Genomic DNA, 20,114 nt, shown 5'->3' with positions numbered 1-20,114 from the left:
ACACTCCGAGCGTGGCCCGCCGGCTCACCTCCGGCCACCGCCGCCTTCTGGCCGGCATCCTCACCGCTTCCCGGCGGCACCTTCACCGCCCCCCCCCGCGGCCCCCTGCCGCCCCCCGCGCGGCACCCTGCCGGCCCCGGGCCCGGACCCTGCCGTCGGGTGAAGGAAACCGCACCGGGCGGACATCCCGCGGGCCGCGTCCCCGGGGCCGGTGTCACGGCTTCGTACCAGTACAGGCGTGCCGGGGGACACACGCGTACCGTGGCTCGACAAGGGAAAGATCCTCCCCAAGCACTAGGGTCATTCCTTTGCCTACCTATTACTCTTGAGCCAAGGCCGCGCAGCGCGGCCATGGAGGAGCGAAATGAGGAGCAGTAACCCGGTCTTCTCGCGACGGGGGTTCAGCCGCGACAACGGCCACGCGGGCTTCAACGCGGCGCCGCAGGCCGGGGGACCCGCTGTCGGCACGCAGGGGAACCCGTACGCCCAGCAGGGTGGCAACCCCTACGCGCAGAACCCTTACGCCCAGAACCCCTACGCGCAGCAGGACCTCCAGCACGGAGCCCCGCCGCAGGCACCGGTCACCACCGGCCGCATGACGATGGACGACGTCGTCGTGCGTTCGGCCATGACGCTCGGCACCGTCGTCCTCGGCGCCGTCCTCGCCTGGGCGCTGCTGCCGGTCTCCAGCACGAGCTACGGCCTGGCCATCGGTGCCGCGCTGATCGCCTTCGTGTTCGCGATGGTGCAGTCCTTCAAGCGCAACGCCTCACCCGCGCTGATCCTCGCCTACGCCGCCTTCGAGGGCGTCTTCCTCGGCGTGATCAGCGAGATGTACAACGCGGCATGGTCCGGCGCGCCCTTCCAGGCCGTGCTCGGCACCATGGCCGTCACCGGAGCCACCCTCCTCGTCTACAAGGCGGGCTGGGTCCGGGTGACCGCGCGGTACGCCCGCATCGGTCTGACCATCGCCATCGCGTTCGTCGCCGTCATGGCGGTGAACATGCTGCTGGTCGCCTTCGGCGTCGCCCCGGACGGCGGGCTGCGCAGCAACGGCCCGCTCGGCGCGATCGTCGGCATCCTGGCGATCCTGCTCGGCGCGTTCTTCCTGACCCTCGACTTCAAGCAGATCGAGGACGGCATCGCCTACGGCGCGCCCAAGGAAGAGGCCTGGCTGGCGGCGTTCGGCCTGACCATGACACTGGTCTGGATCTACGTCGAGATGCTGCGGCTGGTCGCCATCTTCAGCGGCGACGACTAGTGGCGCCGGCGGCCGTACCGGCCGTCAGGTGATCTGAAGGGCCCGCGAACCACTGGTTCGCGGGCCCTTCGTCATGGAGTGCCGGTCGTCACGCGCGTGTCGTCGGACGCCGGCCGGCCCGGTGGGGCGCGCTCACCGCAGTTTGCGCGCGGCCCTCCTCAGGTCGTACTCGTGGATGATCGCTTTGGCGTGGCCGTACGCGAGGTCGTGCTCGGCGCGGAGCCAGCTGACCTTCTCCTCGAAGCGGAAGAGGGCGGGGCCTTCGTCGACGGTGCGGAGCCAGTCGGAGATCTCACGACCGGTGCAATGGGGGATGCGGGCGAGCAGGTTGCGATGGGTCTCCTCGTAGAAGACTTGGGACATCGGCGCCTCCGAACGCAAAGGGGATGTAAGCCGGTCCTTCACGCCACCGTGCCTGAGGGTTGGGGCGTTGGCAACAGTCCCGCCGCTGCGCGTAGTCTCGCGGCGTGCTGGATACGACGCCGTTGACCCGAGCCGTTGACCACTTCGCCGACCGGTTGCGGGCCGCCCCGCAGAGCCGCCTGCAACGCAGTGCCGCGGCGGAGGCACTGGGGCTGGCCAGGGAGTTCGCACTGCGCGCCCAGCGGGTCGAGGACCCGTCGGGGGAGCCCCGGGAGATGCCGGACGCCGGGATGTTCGCCGCCGCCGACCAAATCACGGTCGCCGCGCACGACTTGGCCCTCGTACTGAAGAACGAGGAGGAACTGGCGGAAGCCGTCACGCTCGTGGCCGAGGCGCAGAAACGCGCCGGGGTCTGACCCTCGGGGCGGCTCCGGCGCGCGGGACGGCGCCCGGCCGTCCCCGTTCCGGGTGCGGACGGGAATCCCCGGCCTCCGGGCCGGGGAGGAGGTCAGAGCGACGCTATGACGCGGTCCGCCAGGATGTAGACGCTCTCCTCGCCGAAGGAGAAGGTCAGCGCGTACGCGCCCGAGACGCCGGAGCCGCCGAGCAGGACCGGAGCCTCGCCCGCCGTCAGCGCGGCGGCGAGCCGCTGGGCGGTCTCGCGGTGGCCGGGGGTCATGCACAGGGTCGTGCCGTCGGCGAAGACGTAGACGTCGAGGGTGCCGAGCGGGCCGGGGCGCACGTCCGCCAGCTCCGTACGGGACTCGGCGAGCTCCTCCAGGCGGGTCACCGTGCGTTCGTGGTCGCTGACCACCGGTGACTGGACGGGCACGAAGTCCGGGTGCGAGGGGTGACGGCGGCGGGCCGCGGCGAGCTCGGGCGAGTCGCCCGCGGTACCGGTCTGGAGGAACTCGTCGAGGTCCGTGCCGGTCTCGGCCGCGGGCTCCAGGTGGTCGAGACCCGCGAAGTCCGAGTGGCGCGGCAGGAACAGCTCGCTGTCGGGCAGTCCGAGCAGCGACGGCGCGTCGGAGGCGTCACGCGCCTCCTGGGCGGCCCAGAAGGCCCGCGCCTCGGCGAGCTCCCGCTCCCGCTCCTCGGCCAGCGCGTCGGCCACGGCCGTGCGTATCTCGTCCGCGTCGGCGGACCCGCGCGCCGCCGGCACGAGAGCCCGTGCCGCGCCGGCACGGTACGCGGTGAGTTCACTGTGCAGGGCCGCGACCTGCCGGCGCAGGTCCCGCAGGCTGCGCAGAGCGGCGACGCCCACACCCGCACTGGCGGCGGTGGTGAGCAGCAGAGCAATCGGCATGGCGCTCACTGACGTACTCCCGGTTCAAAGTCGGCCCCCGACTTCCTACCTCAGCTTGAAGGGCGAACCACCAAACTGTCAGTGCGTAACGTCACGAATAGGACAGGACTTTGGGCCTTAGGTTTAGCTGTGCAATGGGGTTGACCTGCGGTGATGCCTGTTCGGCGGGATATAGGTCACATCTTGGAAGGGATTGGATCACAAATCGGCCCAGAGGCCCGGTGATTCCGGGCTTCTGGGCCGATTCGTTCACGCTGGGTTCAAAACCCGTCACGGGAACGGGTCGTCGTTGTCAGCTCAGGCGCTCGATGACCATCGCCATGCCCTGGCCGCCGCCGACGCACATGGTCTCCAGGCCGAACTGCTTGTCGTGGAACTGGAGGCTGTTGATGAGCGTGCCGGTGATGCGGGCGCCGGTCATGCCGAAGGGGTGGCCGATGGCGATGGCGCCGCCGTTCACGTTCAGCTTGTCCATCGGGATGCCGAGGTCGCGGGCGCTCGGGATCACCTGGGCGGCGAAGGCCTCGTTGATCTCGAACAGGTCGATGTCGTCGACGGTGAGGCCGGCGCGGCCGAGCGCCTGCTTGCTGGCCTCCACCGGGCCGAGGCCCATGATCTCGGGGGACAGGCCGGTGACGCCGGTCGAGACGATGCGGGCGAGCGGGGTCAGGCCGAGCTCGCGGGCCTTCGTGTCGGACATGATCACGAGGGCGGCGGCGCCGTCGTTCAGCGGGCAGCAGTTGCCGGCGGTGACCAGGCCGTCGGGGCGGAAGACCGGCTTGAGGCCCTGGACGGCCTCCAGCGTCACACCCGCGCGCGGGCCGTCGTCCTTGCTGACGACCGTTCCGTCCGGGGTCGTGATCGGGGTGATCTCGCGCTCCCAGAAGCCGTTCTTGATGGCTTCCTCGGCGAGGTTCTGCGAGCGCACGCCGAACTCGTCCATGTCCTGGCGGGTGACGCCCTTGAGGCGGGCCAGGTTCTCGGCGGTCTGGCCCATCCCGATGTACGCGTCCGGGACCAGGTCGTCCTCGCGCGGGTCGTGCCAGGTCGAGCCCTCCGACTGCGCGACCTCGAGGGTACGGGCCTCGGCGTCGGCGAAGAGGGGGTTGTGGGTCTCGGGCAGGCCGTCCGAGGTGCCCTTGACGGACCGCGACACCATCTCGACGCCCGCGGAGATGAAGACGTCGCCCTCGCCCGCCTTGATGGCGTGCAGGGCCATGCGGGAGGTCTGGAGGGACGAGGAACAGTAACGGGTGACGGTGCAGCCCGGGAGGTGGTCCATGCCCATCTGCACGGACACGATGCGGGCGAGGTTGTGGCCCTGCTCGCCGCCGGGGAGGCCGCAGCCGAGCATCAGGTCGTCGATGTCCTTCGGGTCCAGCTCGGGGACCTTGGCGAGGGCGGCCTGGATGATCGTGGCGGTCAGGTCGTCGGGGCGCACGTCCTTCAGGGAGCCCTTGAAGGCGCGGCCGATCGGGGATCGGGCGGCTGAGACGATCACGGCTTCGGGCATCACGGCTCCATTGGCGTACGGGAAGTGTGCAGGGCTGCTTGGGAAGTTACCCGTACGTACGGTCGAGGTCACCGGTGTGGGGGTGTGACACGGACCGCACTTTTCTAAGCGCTTGCTTTTTTCGGGCGGGGCGCCTTGCGGGGGTGGGGCGCGTTTCCCGGGGCGGGGTCGCGAGGTACCCCGGGCCGGGTGGCCGCCCTCGGGGCTCTGCCCCGGCCCCCGCTCCTCAAACGCCGGAGGGGCTGAATTTCCCCATAGGCCGGAGCTGAGTGTTCGGCGCCGGGACGGGTGACGAGGTCAGGGGCGCGGGGAACTGCGCGATCGGCCCCCGCGCGCCCGCGGCCGGGTACGGGCCGTCCCGGCCGAGGTCGGATCTCGGTGCCGGCCGGGGTGGGACGCCCAGGGGCGCGGGGAACTGCGCGATCGGCCCCCGCGCGCCCGCGGCCGGGTACGGGCCCGACCCCGCGTGCCCGCAGGCGGGTGTGGTCCCGGACCCCGGAGGGGCCCCGCAGGGGGGTCAGCTGGAGGGGGTCGGGGCCGGGTCCGTCGCCGGGAGGCGTTGGCGGCGGCGGCGTTTGAGGAGGGCCCAGGGGCCACGGGGACCGGTGGGCATCGCGGCGGCGACCTCGGTGCCGGGCTCGGCCGCGGCCTCCGCGGCCGCCCGGGCGACCGGCAGGAACCCCTCGTGGCGCGAGACGTCCGGACGCTCCTCCTCGGCCGGCCAGAGGCCCAGCGCCGCGCAGACCGTGGGAAGGATCGCCATGGCGGCCGTCGCGTACCCCTCGGCCGAGGGGTGGTAGTGGTCGGGGCCGAACAGCTCACGGGGATTCGCCTCGAACTCGGGGCCCAGCAGGTCCCCCAGCGACACCGTACGGCCGCCCTGCTCGACCGTCCCGATCGTCTGGGCGGCGGCGAGCTGGCGGGAGGCGCGCCGCGCCAGCCACCGCAGCGGCTGCTGGACCTGCTCGACCGTGCCCAGGTCGGGACAGGTGCCGACGACCACCTCCGCACCGGCCGTGCGCAGCCGGCGTACCGCCGCGGACAGATGGCGCACCGAGCGTGTCGGCGGCATACGGTGCGTCACGTCGTTCGCGCCGATCATGATCACGCAGACGTCGGGCACCCGGGACGTGTCCGCGAGGGCGAGCGCGACCTGCCGGTCCAGGTCGTCCGACTGGGCGCCGGGCTGCGCCACGTTGCACAGCTCCACCGGCCGCTCGGCCACCGCCGCGAGCCCCGAGGCCAGCAGCGCCCCCGGGGTCTGGCGGACCCTGCGCACTCCCTGGCCGGCGGCCGTCGAGTCGCCGAGCATCGTCAGCCGCAGCGGGGGTTCGTCGGGGGAGGCGCCGGTGTAGTCGTACCCGTAGAGACCGTCCGCGCGCGGGGCGTAGGGAGCGTGTCCGTTGCCCACGTGCCTCTTCACCAGCTGCACCTCGGCCAGCACCAGACCGACGGCCGCCGCCCCCACCAGACCGACGCCGCCCCCGCCGTACGCCGCGCCCGCGGCGATCCGCCGGGCCACCCTCGCCCTCGACATGCTCGACATCCGTCGCCGCCACCTCCTGTAGCCGTACAACCACTGCTTGCCCCGAAGGGCGGGTGAGCCAATCGCAACCGAGGGTGAACGGCTGCTCAGGGCCGTAGGCTGACGAGACCATTCCTGTAAAAAACGCAGCTCCGGAGACAACGGTGCAATTCCACGACTCGATGATCAGTCTCGTCGGCAACACCCCGCTGGTGAGGCTCAACAGCGTGACCGCGGGCATCCAGGCGACCGTCCTGGCGAAGGTCGAGTACTTCAACCCCGGCGGATCCGTGAAGGACCGCATCGCCCTGCGCATGATCGAGGCCGCCGAGGAGAGCGGCGCGCTCAAGCCCGGTGGCACGATCGTCGAGCCGACCAGCGGGAACACCGGTGTCGGGCTCGCCATCGTGGCGCAGCAGAAGGGGTACCACTGCATCTTCGTGTGCCCCGACAAGGTCTCCACCGACAAGATCAACGTGATGCGCGCGTACGGGGCCGACGTCGTGGTGTGCCCCACCGCCGTCGACCCGGAGCACCCGGACTCGTACTACAACGTCTCCGACCGGCTCGTGCGCGAGACCCCGGGCGCCTGGAAGCCCGACCAGTACTCCAACCCGAACAACCCCCTGTCGCACTACCACTCCACCGGACCCGAGCTGTGGGAGCAGACCGAGGGGAAGATCACGCACTTCGTCGCGGGCGTGGGCACCGGCGGCACGATCTCCGGCACCGGCCGGTACCTGAAGGACGCCAGCGACGGCAAGGTCCAGGTCGTGGGCGCCGACCCCGAGGGGTCCGTGTACTCCGGCGGCTCCGGCCGCCCCTACCTCGTCGAGGGCGTCGGCGAGGACTTCTGGCCGACCGCCTACGACCGCACGGTCGCCGACGAGATCGTCGCCGTGTCCGACAAGGACTCCTTCCAGATGACGCGCCGGCTGGCCAAGGAGGAGGGACTGCTCGTCGGCGGCTCCTGCGGCATGGCCGTCGTGGCCGCGCTGCGGGTCGCCGAGCGCCTCGGCCCCGACGACGTCGTGGTCGTGCTGCTCCCCGACAGCGGCCGCGGCTACCTCAGCAAGATCTTCAACGACGAGTGGATGGCGGACTACGGCTTCCTGGAGGACGAGGGCCCCAGCGCCCGGGTCGCCGACGTCCTCGACGACAAGGCGGGCGGCTCCATCCCGTCCTTGGTGCACATGCACCCGGAGGAGACCGTCGGCGAGGCCATCGAGGTGCTGCGCGAGTACGGCGTCTCGCAGATGCCGATCGTCAAGCCGGGCGCCGGCCACCCGGACGTGATGGCCGCCGAGGTCATCGGGTCGGTCGTGGAGCGCGAGCTCCTGGACGCGCTGTTCACCAAGCGGGCCTCCCTGGACGACCCGCTGGAGAAGCACATGTCCGCGCCGCTGCCGCAGGTCGGTTCCGGCGAGCCGGTCGGCGACCTGATGACCGTGCTCGGCGGCGCCGACGCGGCGATCGTGCTCGTCGAGGGCAAGCCCACCGGCGTCGTCAGCCGGCAGGACCTGCTGTCCTTCCTGGCCAAGGGCGGCGCCAAGGCCTGACCCGTCCAGGGCCTGAGCAGGGATTTCGCTCGAAGTGCCGGATCCGTGTGGATCTTCCGGCCCCGGCCGGGGTGAACTTCGCGGAAGTGGTACGAGCGCGTCACGTCCGCGCAGCACCCGCTTAACACGGGTCCGGCACATTGGTGGGTGTCGGCAGGGCGGGAGCGGCTCCCCGCCCGGGCCGGCGGCGAACGGCGCCAAGGACCTCCGGAGCGGCTCCCGGACCTCCATGGACGCCTAGGACGCGCAAGCCCGGTCCTGACCCGGCCCGCGTCCCCCGCGGGGACCGCCGTCGTCCCGCCCCCCTTCACCGGGGGTGCGGCGGTCCCCGCGCAATACGTCGAAGGGCCCGGTACTCGTCCCGAGTGCCGGGCCCTTTCGTATGCCGTTTCCGGCGCCTACTCCTCCCAGTCCGACTCCGGCCGGGACGCGCGGCGGCCGAAGAGACCGGGGGACAGCCGCGCCGCCTGGACCACGTTCACCCCGACGATGCCGCCCCAGGCGACCAGCAGACCGGGCAGGTCGGCCTGGGCGGCGCCGATCGCGGACAGCGGGATCGCGAGGACCAGTGAGACGATCCCGAAGCCGAAGCGCTCGCCCCAGGAGTCGGCCGACCGGGGCGAACGGGCGTCGCGCGCCACCGTCATCTGCTGTTCGGCGAGCCGGCGCCGCACCCGGCGGTCGACGACGCCGTCGAGGCGCTGCTCGACCTTCTCCAGGAACGAGTCGACCAGCGCGGACTCGTACTCCTCGCCCAGTTCCCTGCGTGCGTGCAGGGTGGCGTCGAGTTCCTTCTTCAGCTCCGCGTCGTCATGGCGGGCGTTCATACCGGTCATGCCCATCACGTTAGGCAGCCTGTGCGCGCGTGGCACTGGGGATAGCCCCCCTGTTGCGGCGGGTCCGGCCCCCGGACGCCCCTTGCCGGTCTGCATATCGTCATGCAGAGTTCTGGGTACCTGAATAGAAGGGCGTGCGCGTGGTGTCGTCTCGGTCCGTGGACACGTCGCGTGCGGTGGCGTCCCAGGCGGCGCCCGCCCCGCCCGCCCACGCTGTACTCTCCCGGGGCGTCGAGGAACAGGCGGGCTCCGCCTCGCTCGCCGCACGCCGGACGCCGTACCGCTCGACCGGTTCACGGACATCTGGAGGGGGAGCACGTCATGAGCACGGTCAGCGACAGGGCCGGGAGCGGCGACATGGGCGGGAACGGCAGGGCGATGGGGAGCGGCGAGGCGATGGAGGGCCGCACGGTGGCCGGGGGCGGCAGGGCGACGAGGGGCGGTCGGGCGACGGGCGCCGGTGAGACCGCGGGCGCCGGCGAGACGGCGGGGTTCGGCGGCGCGGAGGGCGACACGGGGGCGGGCGACAGTCCCGCCGGACGGCTCCAGAGCCTCTTCGAGGGGCGCAGGCTCACCCCGACCCAGCGGCGCATCGCCCACAGCATGGTGCGCAGCGCCGCCGACGTGCCGTTCCTGTCGAGCGTCGAACTCGCCGAACTAGCCGGAGTCAGCCAGCCCTCCGTCACCCGCTTCGCGGTCGCCCTCGGCTTCGACGGCTACCCGGCGCTGCGCAAGCACCTGCGCGAGGTCGCGCCCGCCGAACCGGCCGCCGACACCGCCTCGTACAACGAGTACCAGCAGGCCGTCGAGGCCGAGATCGAGAACCTGCGCCACCTCGCCGCCGTGCTCGCCGATCCGCGTCCGGTCGAGCGGGCGGGACGCCTGCTGGCCGCCTCCCGCCCGCTGCCCGTCCTCGGGCTGCGCGCCGCCGCCTCCCAGGCTTACGGCTTCGCCTACTTCGCCGCCAAGGTGCACCCCGACGTCCGCCTGCTGCACGAGGGCGGCACGATGCTCCAGGACCGCATCGACGCGGCCGTCCGGGCCGGGGCCACGGCCCTGCTGTGCTTCGCGCTGCCCCGCCACCCGCGCGAGGTCCTCGACGCCCTCGGCCACGCGAAGGAGGCGGGGCTGACCGTCGTCACGGTCGCGGACTCGGCGTTCGCGCCGGTGGCGAAGGTGTCCGACCTGCTGCTCCCCGCCGCCGTCGGCACCGGCCTCGCGTTCGACACGGCGTGCGCGCCGATGCTGCTGGGCCGCGTCCTGCTGGAGGCCATGTGCGACGACCTGCCGGACGCCCAGGCGCGGCTGGAGCAGTTCGACGCGAGGGCCGCCGTACGGGGCCTGTTCGTGGAGTAGGGGCGTCGTGCCGTCCCGGCGGCCGGGCGATCCGGCCGCACTGTGGCCCGATCCGGGCGTTTCTCAGACACGTCTCACCTTGCGTGGCTAACCTGCGCGCCCGAAGGCATACGGGCGTGACGGCGGTCGGCGGCGTGCCCGTGGGTGTGCAGCCGCAGGGACGGGAGGCGGATCATGACGCGCGGAGGACAGGGACTGGCCCGGGTGGCCGTCGTGGTGAGGGCGGGGGCGTCGCCGCTGTGGTGGTGCGGAGTGCTGGCCGCCGGGGTCGGAGTGCTGCTGCCCGGGCTGACCGGGCGCAGGATCGGCGTCATGGCGGGGGCCGCGCTGTTCCTCGTCACGGCGGCCGTGGTGACGTACTGGCGCAGGAAGCGGTACGACGCCCTGGTCCGCTCGGCCGCCCGTGCCGGTAAGCACGATGTGCTCCAGGACCGTGCCGTGACCCTGCGCAACTGGCGCCGGGGTCACCGCTGGTGGCTGCTGCTCGCCTTCGCCGCCGCGCTGGGCAGCTCGTTCGCCGTGCCCGCCGCGGGCGGCATGCTGCTCGCCGGGGCGGGTGTCGGACTGTGGCTGAAGGCCGCCCGGCTGGGGCGGCTGGAGCGTGCGCAGCAGGCACTGATCTGGGTGCGCGTCGACTGGCTCGGCCGGCGCGCCGGTGCCCCCGTGGGCAAGCCGGTCCGTGCCGTCCGGGCCACCGGGGTGGCGGCGGGTGACGCCGCGCCCGGTGGGGCGCGGCGTCACTGACCGGAACGGAACCGGACCCGGTGCGTGGAGCTAGATCTCCAGATCGGACTCGATCCTCTTCAGCTGGTGCCGGGCCATCGCCAGGTTGGCCCGCTTCTGGTCGAGGACCAGGTACAGGAACAGGCCGTTCCCACCGCGGCCCTTCATCAGCCGGATCAGGTGGTACTGGTCGGAGAGCGTGATCAGGATGTCCTCGATGTCGCCCTTCAGCCCCAGGTGCTCCATGGTGCGCAGCTTGGCGCGGACGACGTCGGTGTTGCCGGCGGCCGCGACGGTGAGGTCGAAGCTCTTGCTGCCGCCGATCGTGCCCAGCGCCATTCCGCTGGTGTAGTCGACGAGGGCCGCTCCGGTCGCGCCCTCGATGGACGCCAGGGCCTCTTTGAGGGCGGTCTCGGTGTTCGACATGGTGTGGTGCTCCTTCAGCTCTCTGATGTTCTCGGGTGGTTGGTGGCGGGAGTGGATGTGGTGCCGCGTGGAGTGCGCGTGCGCAGCGGGGTCTTCGTGGAGGTCCTGGCCGGTTCGGCGGCCGGCTCGCCACGGGCCGTGGCGGCGTCGACGAGTTCGCCGATCCGGGTGCCGGAGCGCCGCCCCTCCAGGTGCAGCCGGCCGACGTTGACCCGGTCCTGGGCGAGCAGCGTCAGCACGGCGGAGCCGCCCGCGGCGTACGTCGCGACATAGCCGTGCACGCCGCGCACCAGCAGTTCGCGCAGGTCGCCGTGGCCGGTGGACTCGGCCATGCGTATGGCGACCCCCAGGGCGGCCGCGGTGAGCGCGGCCAGGCCGTCCGGCTCGACGCCGGGTGTGTCGTGGGCGAGGACGAGACCGTCGGCGCTGGCCGCGAGCGCTCCGGTCAGCTGGGGCACCCGGGCCCGGAGCCGATGGAGCTCGTCCAGGACTTCGGCCTCCGCCGCCATCAGCAGTCTCCTCTCGGCACGCTGTCGTAGCGCGCGGATCACAAGGCCTCCCGCGGGGTTGGGACTCACAAGGCCTCCAGCGCGTCTCTGAGCCGTCGCAGCAGCGCGACGTCGGGATCGGCGGAGGTCTGGGTGAGCACGCTGGGCGGGGGAAGCGGCTGCGGTTCGGGCGCGGCCGTCACGAGTCCGGCGGCGGCGAGCCGGCGCAGGTCGACGAGCGTGTGGAAGGCGGGCCGTCCCAGGGCGAGGGACACGTCCGCCGCCGTGCGGACGCCGTCCACGCGGCCGAGGACGGCCTCCTGGCGGAACGGGACGGCGGGTCCCGTGGTGCCCGGGGCGCGCCGCAGCGGTGCGGTGTCGGTGGCCGGGTCGGGCCAGATCCGGTGCAGGAGTTCACGCCGGCGCACCGTCTCGCGCTCCAGCGCGGCGACCGGGACCGGGCGGAGGGGGCCGAACCAGTGCGCGGCGCCGTACCGGAAGCGGCTCGGCGTGCTGCTCGGTCCGAGCACGAAGTACGCGGCGTCGTACAGGGAGCCGAGGTGGCACAGCTCCAGCGCGCCCTCCGCGATCCGTCCGCTGTCGATCAGGAACCGGCCGACGCTGCGGCGCGCCCCGGCCGTGGCGACCGCCTCCCGCCACACCTCGGGGTCCAGGACGCCGTGGACGGAGAACAGGACGTCGAGCCCGGGTGTGGCCGGGCTCTCGGCGTGCACCACCTCGCCGTCGGCGAGGTAGAGGGTGCCGCGCTCGCGGATGAGGACGCCGGTGGCCCGCTCGTCGGCGAGCCGGCCGAGCATCGGTGAGGCGCCGCCGGCGGCGCCCTGTGCCGTGTCCCGTATCGGGAGACGGGGCGGGGGGGAGGTCCGGACCGTGGTCATACGAGCACCAGCCGTCCGGCCATCTCGCCCAGCCGGATGCGCGCCAGGGCGAGGTTGCCGTCCGCGCGGGCCAGCCACAGGTGCAGGAACACGCTGCTGTCGAAGGCGGTCCGGACGAAGCGCAGGACGTGATAGCTGTCGCGGTTGCTGATGATCAGGTCTTCGATCGGCGTCTCCTGGTCGGACCACTCGGACCAGTCGGAGCCGCCCTTGGGGGCGAACGAGCGGTTCTCCGCGGCGAGCCGGGCCAGCTCGGCGGCCTCCGCCGCGGTCGTCTCGTGGTCGTCGCCCGGAGCGTCGCCGACCGTGCCCAGGGCCAGGCCGCTGGTCCAGTCGACCACCGAGGCGCCCCGGGCCCCGGGCAGTGTCATGGCCTCCAGCAGGCACTCGTCGATTCCGGGCACCGTGTCTCCCTCCCGCCAAAGGGTTCGGCCGAGTGACGACGAAGTTACGCACTGTGCGCACGGGAAGGGAGTGATCCGGCATTTTCCTGTGGAAAATGCCCGCGATGACTAAGGTGGGTCGACTGACCACATTCTCAGGTGTGCTTAAACCCCCTGGGGTCGGTTTGTGCTGCCCCGGAGTGGTGCGGCAGGGGCGCACATGGGTGCGAACGGGCGCCCTCGGTCCGAGTGCGCGCCGGGACCGGTGAGCCTGCGGGGCGCCTCGGAGTCACGTCCCGCTACCCCGGTCCTCCCGTACTCGGGGCTCCGCCCCGGACCCCGCTCCTCGAACGCCGGAGGGGCTGAATCCGCTACAGGCCGGTCAGTGAGCCGGCGTGGGGGCCGCCCGACTCCGTGACGATCTCGTCGAGGGTCTGCGGCTCCCGTACGACCGCGAAGCGCACGCCCGCCGCGTCGCCCGCGTAGCCGTAGACGCCGGGGCGGGCCAGGGAGTTGTACGCGTAGTGGTGGGCGAAGTAGTACGCGCCCGTGTCCAGGGCGGCCACGTGGTCGCCCTGTTCCAGCAGCGGCAGCGCGCGGCCCTCGGCGAGCAGGTCGCCCGCGAAGCAGGCCGGGCCCGCGACGTCCTGGACGACGTCCGGCCCCGTCCTGGGCCGGCCCTTCGCGTCGTACGCGGCGATCCGCAGCGGCCACGACCCCGGCGCGTACACCGTGCGGGTCGCCACCTGCACCCCGGCGTGGGTGACCGCGACCGCCCGGCCCCCGGCGGACTTCGTGTACTCGACCCGGGCCAGCACCGTCCCGTGCTTGGCCAGCAGTGACCGCCCGAACTCGGTGACCAGCCCGTACCGCCCGTGGAACAGTCCCGGTGCCGCCTCGGCGAGCAGCCGCGCGTACCGCGCGAACGTCGGTTCCACGGCGTCGGAGGTGAAGTCGACCGGCAGCCCGCCGCCGATGTCGACCGTGTCGACCTGGTGCCGCCCGACGTGCCGGTTGATCTCCTCGGCCAGCGCGTACGTCTCCGCCACGCCCCGCGTCATCAGCGCCAGCGGCATGCCCTGCGAGCCCGAGTGCGCGTGCAGCCGGGTCAGCCAGGGCCGGTCGGCGTACGCCCGCACGATCCAGGCGCGGGCCCCCTCGTCCCGCAGCGCGACCCCGAACTTGGAGGTGGCGGTGGCCGTCGACAGTGCCTCGATCGAGCCGCCGCCGACCTGCGGGTTCACCCGGATCCCGAGGGGGGAGGCGGTGGCCGCCGAGCGGACGGCGGCGTCGATGCGGTCCAGTTCCTGCGGGCTGTCGGCGTTGACCGCGACGCCCAGCGCCAGCGCCTCGCGCAGTTCGGCGGGCGTCTTGGCCGGCGAGTCGAGCACGGTCCGCCCGGGCGGGATCCCGGCGGCCCGGGCGAGCGCGAGCTCCCCGGGGCTCGCCACCTCCGCGCCGACGCCCTCCTCGCGCAGCAGCCGCAGGACGGGCACGAGGGGCGTGGCCTTCACCGCGAAGGCGTGCAGCACCGGGGTGCCGGGAGCGGTCACCGCGTCGAAGGCGGCGTGCAGCGCGGCGGCCGAGGCCCGGATGCCGGCGACGTCCAGGAGCGCGACGACGGGACGGTCCGGGGCGATGAGCCCCTGCTCCACGGCGGCCCGCACGGCGTCGTCCCGCCGTGAGACCCGTGCCGCGTCCGAAGTCCCCGCCGAAGACATCACAGCCCCCTCGTCCCGTCGTCGTCGCCGTCGTCCGTCAGGCCCCCCGCCCTGTCCATGTCTGCGCCCATGCGTCCCAGCCAAACATCCGGGAGGAGCGCGCGCGGGCCCGCGCGCCTATTGACTAGCTCTATTCAAAGAGCAAGGATGTGAATATCTACAGCAACAGTCCGCTAGGAGGCAGACCATGTCAGGACCCCGCCCCGTCCGAGCGCCGCGCGGTACGGAACTGAGCGCCCTGGGATGGCAGCAGGAAGCCGCCCTGCGGATGCTCCAGAACAACCTCGACCCCGAGGTCGCCGAGCACCCCGACAAGCTCGTCGTCTACGGCGGCACCGGCAAGGCGGCCCGTGACTGGCGCTCCTTCGACGCGATGGTCCGCACGCTGCAGACCCTCAAGCAGGACGAGACGATGCTCGTCCAGTCCGGCCGTCCGGTCGGCGTCATGCAGACCCACGAATGGGCCCCGCGCGTCCTCATCGCCAACTCCAACCTGGTCGGCGACTGGGCGAACTGGGAGGAGTTCCGCCGCCTGGAGCAGCTCGGCCTGACCATGTACGGCCAGATGACCGCCGGTTCGTGGATCTACATCGGCACCCAGGGCATCCTCCAGGGCACCTACGAGACCTTCGCCGCCGTCGCCGCGAAGAAGTTCGGCGGCACCCTGGCCGGGACGATCACCCTCACCGCCGGCCTCGGCGGCATGGGCGGCGCCCAGCCGCTCGCCGTCACGATGAACGACGGCGTCGCGATCTGCATCGACGTCGACCCCCGCGCCATCGAGCGCCGCATCGAGCACCGCTACCTGGACGTGCGGGCCGACTCCCTGGAGCACGCCCTCCAGCTGGCCGTCGAGGCCCGTGACCAGCGCAAGCCGCTCTCCATCGGCCTGCTCGGCAACGCGGCGGAGCTGCTTCCCCGCATGCTCGCCGAGGGCGCGCCCATCGACATCGTGACCGACCAGACCTCGGCCCACGACCCGCTCGCCTACCTCCCCGTCGGCGTCGACTTCGACGACATGGCCGACGCCGCCGCCAAGGACCCGGCCGGCTTCACCACCCGCGCCCGCGAGTCCATGGCCAGGCACGTCGAGGCCATGGTCGGCTTCATGGACGCGGGCGCCGAGGTCTTCGACTACGGCAACTCCATCCGCGGCGAGGCCCAGCTCGCCGGCTACGACCGCGCCTTCGCCTTCCCCGGCTTCGTCCCCGCCTACATCCGCCCCCTCTTCTGCGAGGGCAAGGGCCCCTTCCGCTGGGCGGCCCTGTCCGGCGAGGCCTCCGACATCCACAAGACGGACAAGGCGATCCTCGACCTCTTCCCGGAGAACGAGTCCCTGCACCGCTGGATCAAGATGGCCGGCGAGCGCGTCCACTTCCAGGGCCTGCCCGCCCGCATCTGCTGGCTCGGCTACGGCGAGCGCGACAAGGCCGGCGAGCGCTTCAACGACATGGTGGCCTCCGGCGAACTCGCCGCCCCCCTCGCCATCGGCCGCGACCACCTCGACTGCGGCTCCGTCGCCTCCCCGTACCGCGAGACCGAGGCCATGCTCGACGGCTCCGACGCGATCGCCGACTGGCCGCTGCTGAACGCCATGGTGAACGTCGCCTCCGGCGCCTCCTGGGTCTCCCTGCACCACGGCGGCGGCGTCGGCATGGGCCGCTCCATCCACGCCGGCCAGGTCTCCGTCGCCGACGGCACCAAGCTCGCCGGGGAGAAGATCCGCCGGGTGCTCACCAACGACCCGGGCATGGGCGTCATCCGGCACGTCGACGCCGGCTACGACATCGCCGAGTCCGTCGCGGACGAGCGCGGGGTCCGGGTGCCGATGCGCGAAGGCCGGGAAGAGGCCTCCGCGTGACGTTCCACAGCATGTGGGCGGAGCTGCTGCCGATCGGCCGCAGCTCCGCCTCCGGCGGCTACCGCCGGTTCGCCTGGACCGGGGCCGACACCGACTGCCGCGCGTGGTTCCGGCAGCAGGCCGAGTCCCGCGGGCTCACCTACGAGCTCGACCGCAACGGCAACCAGTGGGCCTGGCTCGGCGACCCCGCCGAGGGCGACGCCGTGGTCACCGGCTCGCACCTGGACTCCGTGCCCGACGGCGGCGCCTTCGACGGCCCCCTCGGCGTCGTCTCCTCCTTCGCCGCCCTCGACGAACTCCGCGCCCGGGGCGTCCGGTTCACCAAGCCCCTCGCCATCGTCAACTTCGGCGACGAGGAGGGCGCCCGGTTCGGCCTCGCCTGCGTCGGCTCCCGGCTGGCCGCCGGACAGCTCACCGTCGAGCAGGCGCACCGGCTCACCGACGCCGACGGCATCACCCTGCCGCAGGCCATGGAGCGCGCCGGGTACGACCCCGCCGCCATCGGCCCCGACCCCGAACGCCTCGGCCGGATCGGCGCGTTCGTCGAACTCCACGTCGAGCAGGGCCGCGCACTGGACCTGAGCGGCGACCAGGTCGGCATCGCCAGCGCCATCTGGCCGCACGGCCGCTGGCGCTTCGACTTCCGCGGCGAGGCCAACCACGCCGGCACCACCCGGCTCGTGGACCGCCACGACCCGATGCTGCCCTACGCCGAGACCGTCCTCGCCGCCCGCCGCGAGGCCCGGCTCGCGGGCGCTGTCGCCACCTTCGGCAAGATCGCCGTCGAGCCGAACGGCGTCAACGCCATCCCCTCCCTCGTCCGCGGCTGGCTCGACTCCCGCGCCGCCGACCAGGCCACCCTCGACACGGTCGTGGGCGGCGTCGAGAAGGCGGCCCGCGAGTACGCCGAGGCACAGGGCGTCGAACTCGACGTGATCCGCGAGTCGTTCACCCCCGTCGTCGAGTTCGAGCACACCCTGCGCGACGAACTCGCCCGCATCCTGGGCAAGGACCGCGACGCCGCCCTGAACGTCCCCGTCCTCGGGACCGGCGCCGGACACGACGCCGGAATCCTCTCCGGCACCGTCCCGACCGCCATGCTGTTCGTACGCAACCCCACGGGCGTCTCGCACTCCCCGGCCGAGCACGCCGCCGAGGACGACTGCGTGGCCGGGGTGACCGCACTCGCCGACGTACTCGAAGGGCTGGCCTGCAGGTGACCAAGACGTACTGGCTGGAACACGCCTGGCTCGGCACCCACGTCGAGCCGGGCGTCGCCGTGACCGTGTCGGCGGGCGGCTCCGGGGCCGGTGCCGACGGCCGTTTCACCGACGTCCGCACCGGCGTCGACACCCCGCCGCCGGGCGCCGAGATCCTGCGCGGACTCACCCTCCCCGGCCTCGCCAACGCCCACTCGCACGCCTTCCACCGCGCCCTGCGCGGCACCGTCCAGGTCGGCTCCGGAACCTTCTGGACCTGGCGCGAGATCATGTACTCCTTCGCGGACCGGCTGACCCCGGAGACCTACCACGCGCTGGCCCGCGCGGTGTACGCCGAGATGGCGCTCGCCGGAGTCACCGCCGTCGGCGAGTTCCACTACGTGCACCACGCCCACGACGGCACCCCCTACGCCGACCCCAACGCCATGGGCGAGGCGCTCATCACCGCCGCCGCCGACGCGGGCATCCGCATCACCCTGCTCGACGCGGCCTACCTCTCCTCCGGCTTCGGACAGCCCCCCAACCAGCACCAGCGGCGCTTCTCCGACGGCACCGCCGACGCCTGGGCGGAACGCTGTTCACTTCTCAAGGACCGGGACCACGCACGGATCGGCGCGGCGATCCACTCCGTACGGGCCGTGCCCGCCGGACAGCTCGCCACCGTGGCGCGCTGGGCCGAGGAGCGGCGCGCCCCGCTCCACGTGCACCTGTCCGAGCAGACGGCGGAGAACGAGGCGTGTCAGGCCGCGCACGGCCGCACGCCCACCCGCCTGCTCGCCGACCACGGCGTCCTCGGACCGCGCACCACCGGCGTCCACAACACGCACCTCACCGACGAGGACATCGCCCTGCTCGGCGGCTCGGGCACCGGCACCTGCATGTGCCCCACCACCGAACGCGACCTCGCCGACGGCATCGGCCCCGCCGTCGCCCTCCAGGGCGCGGGCTCCCCCCTCTCGCTCGGCTCCGACAGCCACGCCGTCATCGACCTCCTCGAAGAGGCCCGCGCGATGGAGCTGAACGAACGGCTGCGCACCCGCACCCGCGGTCACTGGACGGCGGCCGCCCTGCTGCGCGCCGCCTCCGCCGACGGCCACGCGGCCCTCGGCTGGGACGGCGCGGGCACCATCGAGACGGGCGCGCTCGCCGACTTCACGACGATCGCCCTCGACTCGGTCAGGACGGCGGGACCGGTGCCGCGCCTCGGCGCGGAGACAGCCGTATTCGCGGCCACGGCCGCCGACGTCCGGCACACGGTCGTGGCGGGCCGGCACGTCGTGCGAGACGGCGCGCACACGCTCGTCCCCGATGTGCCGGCAGCGCTCGCGGACGCCGTCCAGGCACTGCGCTCCTGACCACCGGTCGGGCGGAAGACCCCGTCCGACCGACACCCCCCACCAGCAGTCCCGCCACCCCTGAGGACGCCATGAGCAGCACGACCGTCATCACCAACATCGCCGGTCTGGTCACCAACGATCCCTCCCTAGGCGACGGTTCCCCCCTCGGTCTGATCCAGGACGCGGCCGTCGTCATCGAAGGCGACCGGGTCGCGTGGACCGGTGAATCAAGCAAAGCACCCGCCACCGACAACCGGGTCGACGCCGGTGGACGCGCGGTGATCCCCGGCTTCGTGGACTCCCACTCGCACCTGGTCTTCGCGGGCGACCGCACCCAGGAGTTCAACGCCCGCATGTCCGGCCGCGCGTACAGCGCGGGCGGCATCCGCACCACCGTCGCCGCCACCCGCGCCGCCTCCGACGAGGACCTGGAGCGCAACCTCACCCGCTACCTGCGCGAGGCCCTGCGCCAGGGCACCACGACCTTCGAGACCAAGTCGGGCTACGGCCTGACCGTCGAGGACGAGGCCCGTGCGCTGCGCATCGCTGCCGCGCACACCGACGAGGTCACCTATCTCGGCGCGCACATCGTCTCGCCGGACTACGCCGACGACCCGGCCGGCTACGTCGCCCTGGTCACCGGCGAGATGCTCGACGCGTGCGCCCCGTACGCCCGTTGGGTGGACGTCTTCTGCGAGAAGGGCGCCTTCGACGGCGACCAGGCCCGCGCGATCCTCACGGCGGGCAAGGCCAAGGGGCTGCACCCGCGCGTGCACGCCAACCAGCTCTCGTACGGCCCCGGCGTCCAGCTCGCCGTCGAGCTGGACGCGGCGAGCGCCGACCACTGCACCCACCTGACCGACGCGGACGTCGACGCCCTGGCGAGCGGCGACACCGTGGCGACCCTGCTGCCCGGTGCCGAGTTCTCCACCCGCGCCGAATGGCCGGACGCCCGCAGGCTGATCGACGCCGGTGTCACGGTGGCCCTGTCCACCGACTGCAACCCCGGCTCGTCCTTCACCTCGTCCGTGCCCTTCTGCATCGCGCTCGCGGTACGGGACATGCGGATGACCCCGGACGAGGCCGTGTGGTCGGCGACGGCGGGAGGCGCGAGGGCGCTGCGCCGGGACGACGTCGGCCGGATCGCGCCGGGTGCCTACGCGGACCTGACCCTCCTGGACGCCCCGAGCCACGTGCACCTCGCCTACCGCCCGGGCGTCCCGCTGGTCACCGGTGTCTGGCGGCGCGGCGTCCGCGAGGTCTGAGCCGCCGCCGGGGGCGCGCCGGGCGATCCCTCGGACCCGCGCCGGGCGTCCCCGCAGGACGGCCGGGGCCCC

General features: G+C 72.9%; 19 protein-coding genes. 9 read left to right on the top strand and 10 right to left on the bottom strand.

Features of this window, described 5'->3' with window-relative positions; translation table 11 throughout:
- The first annotated feature begins 364 nt into the window (after positions 1-364).
- Positions 365-1,261: a Bax inhibitor-1/YccA family protein gene (locus tag ACFW6B_RS27300; RefSeq protein ID WP_386599784.1), complete on the top strand. Its 897-nt coding sequence runs from the start codon at positions 365-367 to the stop codon at positions 1,259-1,261.
- Positions 1,262-1,393: 132 nt separating this feature from the next.
- Here ACFW6B_RS27300 and ACFW6B_RS27295 read toward each other — a convergent pair whose 3' ends face one another.
- A complete protein-coding gene (locus ACFW6B_RS27295) occupies positions 1,394-1,624 on the bottom strand; it encodes a DUF4287 domain-containing protein (protein WP_386599782.1) in 231 nt (76 codons plus the stop codon).
- 104 nt (positions 1,625-1,728) lie between these two features.
- On the opposite strand from ACFW6B_RS27295, the gene ACFW6B_RS27290 reads away from it, so the two are divergent.
- Positions 1,729-2,040 carry a hypothetical protein gene (locus tag ACFW6B_RS27290; RefSeq protein WP_326787337.1) on the top strand — a complete coding sequence of 104 codons (312 nt, stop codon included), beginning with the start codon at positions 1,729-1,731 and terminating at the stop codon, positions 2,038-2,040.
- 92 nt (positions 2,041-2,132) lie between these two features.
- Here the strand turns inward: ACFW6B_RS27290 and ACFW6B_RS27285 are convergent, their stop codons facing one another.
- The 3 genes from ACFW6B_RS27285 to ACFW6B_RS27275 form a co-directional block, all read right to left on the bottom strand.
- On the bottom strand, positions 2,133-2,939 hold the full coding sequence (locus ACFW6B_RS27285; RefSeq protein WP_386599780.1) for a hypothetical protein: 807 nt from the start codon (positions 2,937-2,939) through the stop codon (positions 2,133-2,135).
- Positions 2,940-3,222: 283 nt separating this feature from the next.
- Positions 3,223-4,443: an acetyl-CoA C-acetyltransferase gene (locus tag ACFW6B_RS27280; RefSeq protein WP_386599778.1), complete on the bottom strand. Its 1,221-nt coding sequence runs from the start codon at positions 4,441-4,443 to the stop codon at positions 3,223-3,225.
- 517 nt (positions 4,444-4,960) lie between these two features.
- The gene (locus ACFW6B_RS27275; protein ID WP_386599776.1) at positions 4,961-5,989 is read right to left on the bottom strand and encodes an SGNH/GDSL hydrolase family protein; all 1,029 of its coding nucleotides are present in this window, start codon (positions 5,987-5,989) and stop codon (positions 4,961-4,963) included.
- Between the two features lie 143 nt (positions 5,990-6,132).
- Between ACFW6B_RS27275 and ACFW6B_RS27270 the strand changes: the two genes are divergently transcribed.
- On the top strand, positions 6,133-7,527 hold the full coding sequence (locus ACFW6B_RS27270; RefSeq protein WP_386599770.1) for a cystathionine beta-synthase: 1,395 nt from the start codon (positions 6,133-6,135) through the stop codon (positions 7,525-7,527).
- A 398-nt stretch (positions 7,528-7,925) separates the two neighbouring features.
- Here ACFW6B_RS27270 and ACFW6B_RS27265 read toward each other — a convergent pair whose 3' ends face one another.
- On the bottom strand, positions 7,926-8,363 hold the full coding sequence (locus ACFW6B_RS27265; RefSeq protein ID WP_386599768.1) for a hypothetical protein: 438 nt from the start codon (positions 8,361-8,363) through the stop codon (positions 7,926-7,928).
- 321 nt (positions 8,364-8,684) lie between these two features.
- Between ACFW6B_RS27265 and ACFW6B_RS27260 the strand changes: the two genes are divergently transcribed.
- Both ACFW6B_RS27260 and ACFW6B_RS27255 read left to right on the top strand, forming a co-directional pair.
- Entirely contained in the window at positions 8,685-9,719 is a 1,035-nt protein-coding gene (locus ACFW6B_RS27260; protein WP_386599766.1) for a MurR/RpiR family transcriptional regulator, read from the top strand.
- Between the two features lie 174 nt (positions 9,720-9,893).
- Complete coding sequence (locus tag ACFW6B_RS27255) at positions 9,894-10,463, top strand: hypothetical protein (protein WP_386599764.1); 570 nt, start codon at positions 9,894-9,896, stop codon at positions 10,461-10,463.
- 30 nt (positions 10,464-10,493) lie between these two features.
- On the opposite strand, the gene ACFW6B_RS27250 is transcribed toward ACFW6B_RS27255, so the two are convergent.
- From ACFW6B_RS27250 to ACFW6B_RS27230, 5 genes are all read right to left on the bottom strand, one after another.
- On the bottom strand, positions 10,494-10,868 hold the full coding sequence (locus ACFW6B_RS27250) for a hypothetical protein (RefSeq protein WP_103550703.1): 375 nt from the start codon (positions 10,866-10,868) through the stop codon (positions 10,494-10,496).
- A 14-nt stretch (positions 10,869-10,882) separates the two neighbouring features.
- On the bottom strand, positions 10,883-11,377 hold the full coding sequence (locus ACFW6B_RS27245) for a roadblock/LC7 domain-containing protein (protein ID WP_386599762.1): 495 nt from the start codon (positions 11,375-11,377) through the stop codon (positions 10,883-10,885).
- Positions 11,378-11,442: 65 nt separating this feature from the next.
- Entirely contained in the window at positions 11,443-12,255 is an 813-nt protein-coding gene (locus tag ACFW6B_RS27240) for a hypothetical protein (RefSeq protein ID WP_386599761.1), read from the bottom strand.
- On the bottom strand, positions 12,252-12,659 hold the full coding sequence (locus ACFW6B_RS27235; protein ID WP_386599759.1) for a hypothetical protein: 408 nt from the start codon (positions 12,657-12,659) through the stop codon (positions 12,252-12,254). Before ACFW6B_RS27235 ends, ACFW6B_RS27240 begins: the two co-directional genes overlap by 4 nt.
- Before the next feature lie 350 nt (positions 12,660-13,009).
- Entirely contained in the window at positions 13,010-14,359 is a 1,350-nt protein-coding gene (locus ACFW6B_RS27230; RefSeq protein WP_386599757.1) for a diaminopimelate decarboxylase, read from the bottom strand.
- Positions 14,360-14,546: 187 nt separating this feature from the next.
- Here ACFW6B_RS27230 and hutU point away from each other — a divergent pair, with 187 nt between their 5' ends.
- The 4 genes from hutU to hutI are packed head-to-tail and all read left to right on the top strand — an operon-like array spanning position 14,547 to position 20,042.
- The gene (gene hutU / locus ACFW6B_RS27225) at positions 14,547-16,220 is read left to right on the top strand and encodes a urocanate hydratase (RefSeq protein ID WP_386599755.1); all 1,674 of its coding nucleotides are present in this window, start codon (positions 14,547-14,549) and stop codon (positions 16,218-16,220) included.
- Complete coding sequence (locus tag ACFW6B_RS27220; RefSeq protein WP_386599752.1) at positions 16,217-17,440, top strand: allantoate amidohydrolase; 1,224 nt, start codon at positions 16,217-16,219, stop codon at positions 17,438-17,440. The genes hutU and ACFW6B_RS27220 overlap by 4 nt, the downstream gene beginning before the upstream one ends.
- Positions 17,437-18,795: a formimidoylglutamate deiminase gene (locus ACFW6B_RS27215; RefSeq protein WP_386599751.1), complete on the top strand. Its 1,359-nt coding sequence runs from the start codon at positions 17,437-17,439 to the stop codon at positions 18,793-18,795. Before ACFW6B_RS27220 ends, ACFW6B_RS27215 begins: the two co-directional genes overlap by 4 nt.
- The gene (gene hutI, locus ACFW6B_RS27210; protein WP_386599834.1) at positions 18,792-20,042 is read left to right on the top strand and encodes an imidazolonepropionase; all 1,251 of its coding nucleotides are present in this window, start codon (positions 18,792-18,794) and stop codon (positions 20,040-20,042) included. The genes ACFW6B_RS27215 and hutI overlap by 4 nt, the downstream gene beginning before the upstream one ends.
- Positions 20,043-20,114: the final 72 nt, after the last annotated feature.

The organism is Streptomyces sp. NPDC058751 (assembly GCF_042746485.1).
GTDB lineage: Bacteria > Actinomycetota > Actinomycetes > Streptomycetales > Streptomycetaceae > Streptomyces.
The sequence above is the reverse complement of the archived record's forward strand: the minus strand, read 5'-3'. Positions and strand labels throughout refer to the sequence as shown.

Bases quoted from the DNA above. Each gene is read 5' to 3' on its own strand.
- ACFW6B_RS27300 (WP_386599784.1), top strand. From the start codon at position 365: ATGAGGAGCAGTAACCCGGTCTTCTCGCGACGGGGGTTCAGCCGCGAC.
- ACFW6B_RS27295 (WP_386599782.1), bottom strand. From the start codon at position 1,624: ATGTCCCAAGTCTTCTACGAGGAGACCCATCGCAACCTGCTCGCCCGC.
- ACFW6B_RS27280 (WP_386599778.1), bottom strand. From the start codon at position 4,443: ATGCCCGAAGCCGTGATCGTCTCAGCCGCCCGATCCCCGATCGGCCGC.
- ACFW6B_RS27275 (WP_386599776.1), bottom strand. From the start codon at position 5,989: ATGTCGAGCATGTCGAGGGCGAGGGTGGCCCGGCGGATCGCCGCGGGC.
- ACFW6B_RS27265 (WP_386599768.1), bottom strand. From the start codon at position 8,363: ATGACCGGTATGAACGCCCGCCATGACGACGCGGAGCTGAAGAAGGAA.
- ACFW6B_RS27260 (WP_386599766.1), top strand. From the start codon at position 8,685: ATGAGCACGGTCAGCGACAGGGCCGGGAGCGGCGACATGGGCGGGAAC.
- ACFW6B_RS27255 (WP_386599764.1), top strand. From the start codon at position 9,894: ATGACGCGCGGAGGACAGGGACTGGCCCGGGTGGCCGTCGTGGTGAGG.
- ACFW6B_RS27250 (WP_103550703.1), bottom strand. From the start codon at position 10,868: ATGTCGAACACCGAGACCGCCCTCAAAGAGGCCCTGGCGTCCATCGAG.
- ACFW6B_RS27245 (WP_386599762.1), bottom strand. From the start codon at position 11,377: ATGGCGGCGGAGGCCGAAGTCCTGGACGAGCTCCATCGGCTCCGGGCC.
- ACFW6B_RS27240 (WP_386599761.1), bottom strand. From the start codon at position 12,255: ATGACCACGGTCCGGACCTCCCCCCCGCCCCGTCTCCCGATACGGGAC.
- ACFW6B_RS27230 (WP_386599757.1), bottom strand. From the start codon at position 14,359: ATGTCTTCGGCGGGGACTTCGGACGCGGCACGGGTCTCACGGCGGGAC.
- hutU (WP_386599755.1), top strand. From the start codon at position 14,547: ATGTCAGGACCCCGCCCCGTCCGAGCGCCGCGCGGTACGGAACTGAGC.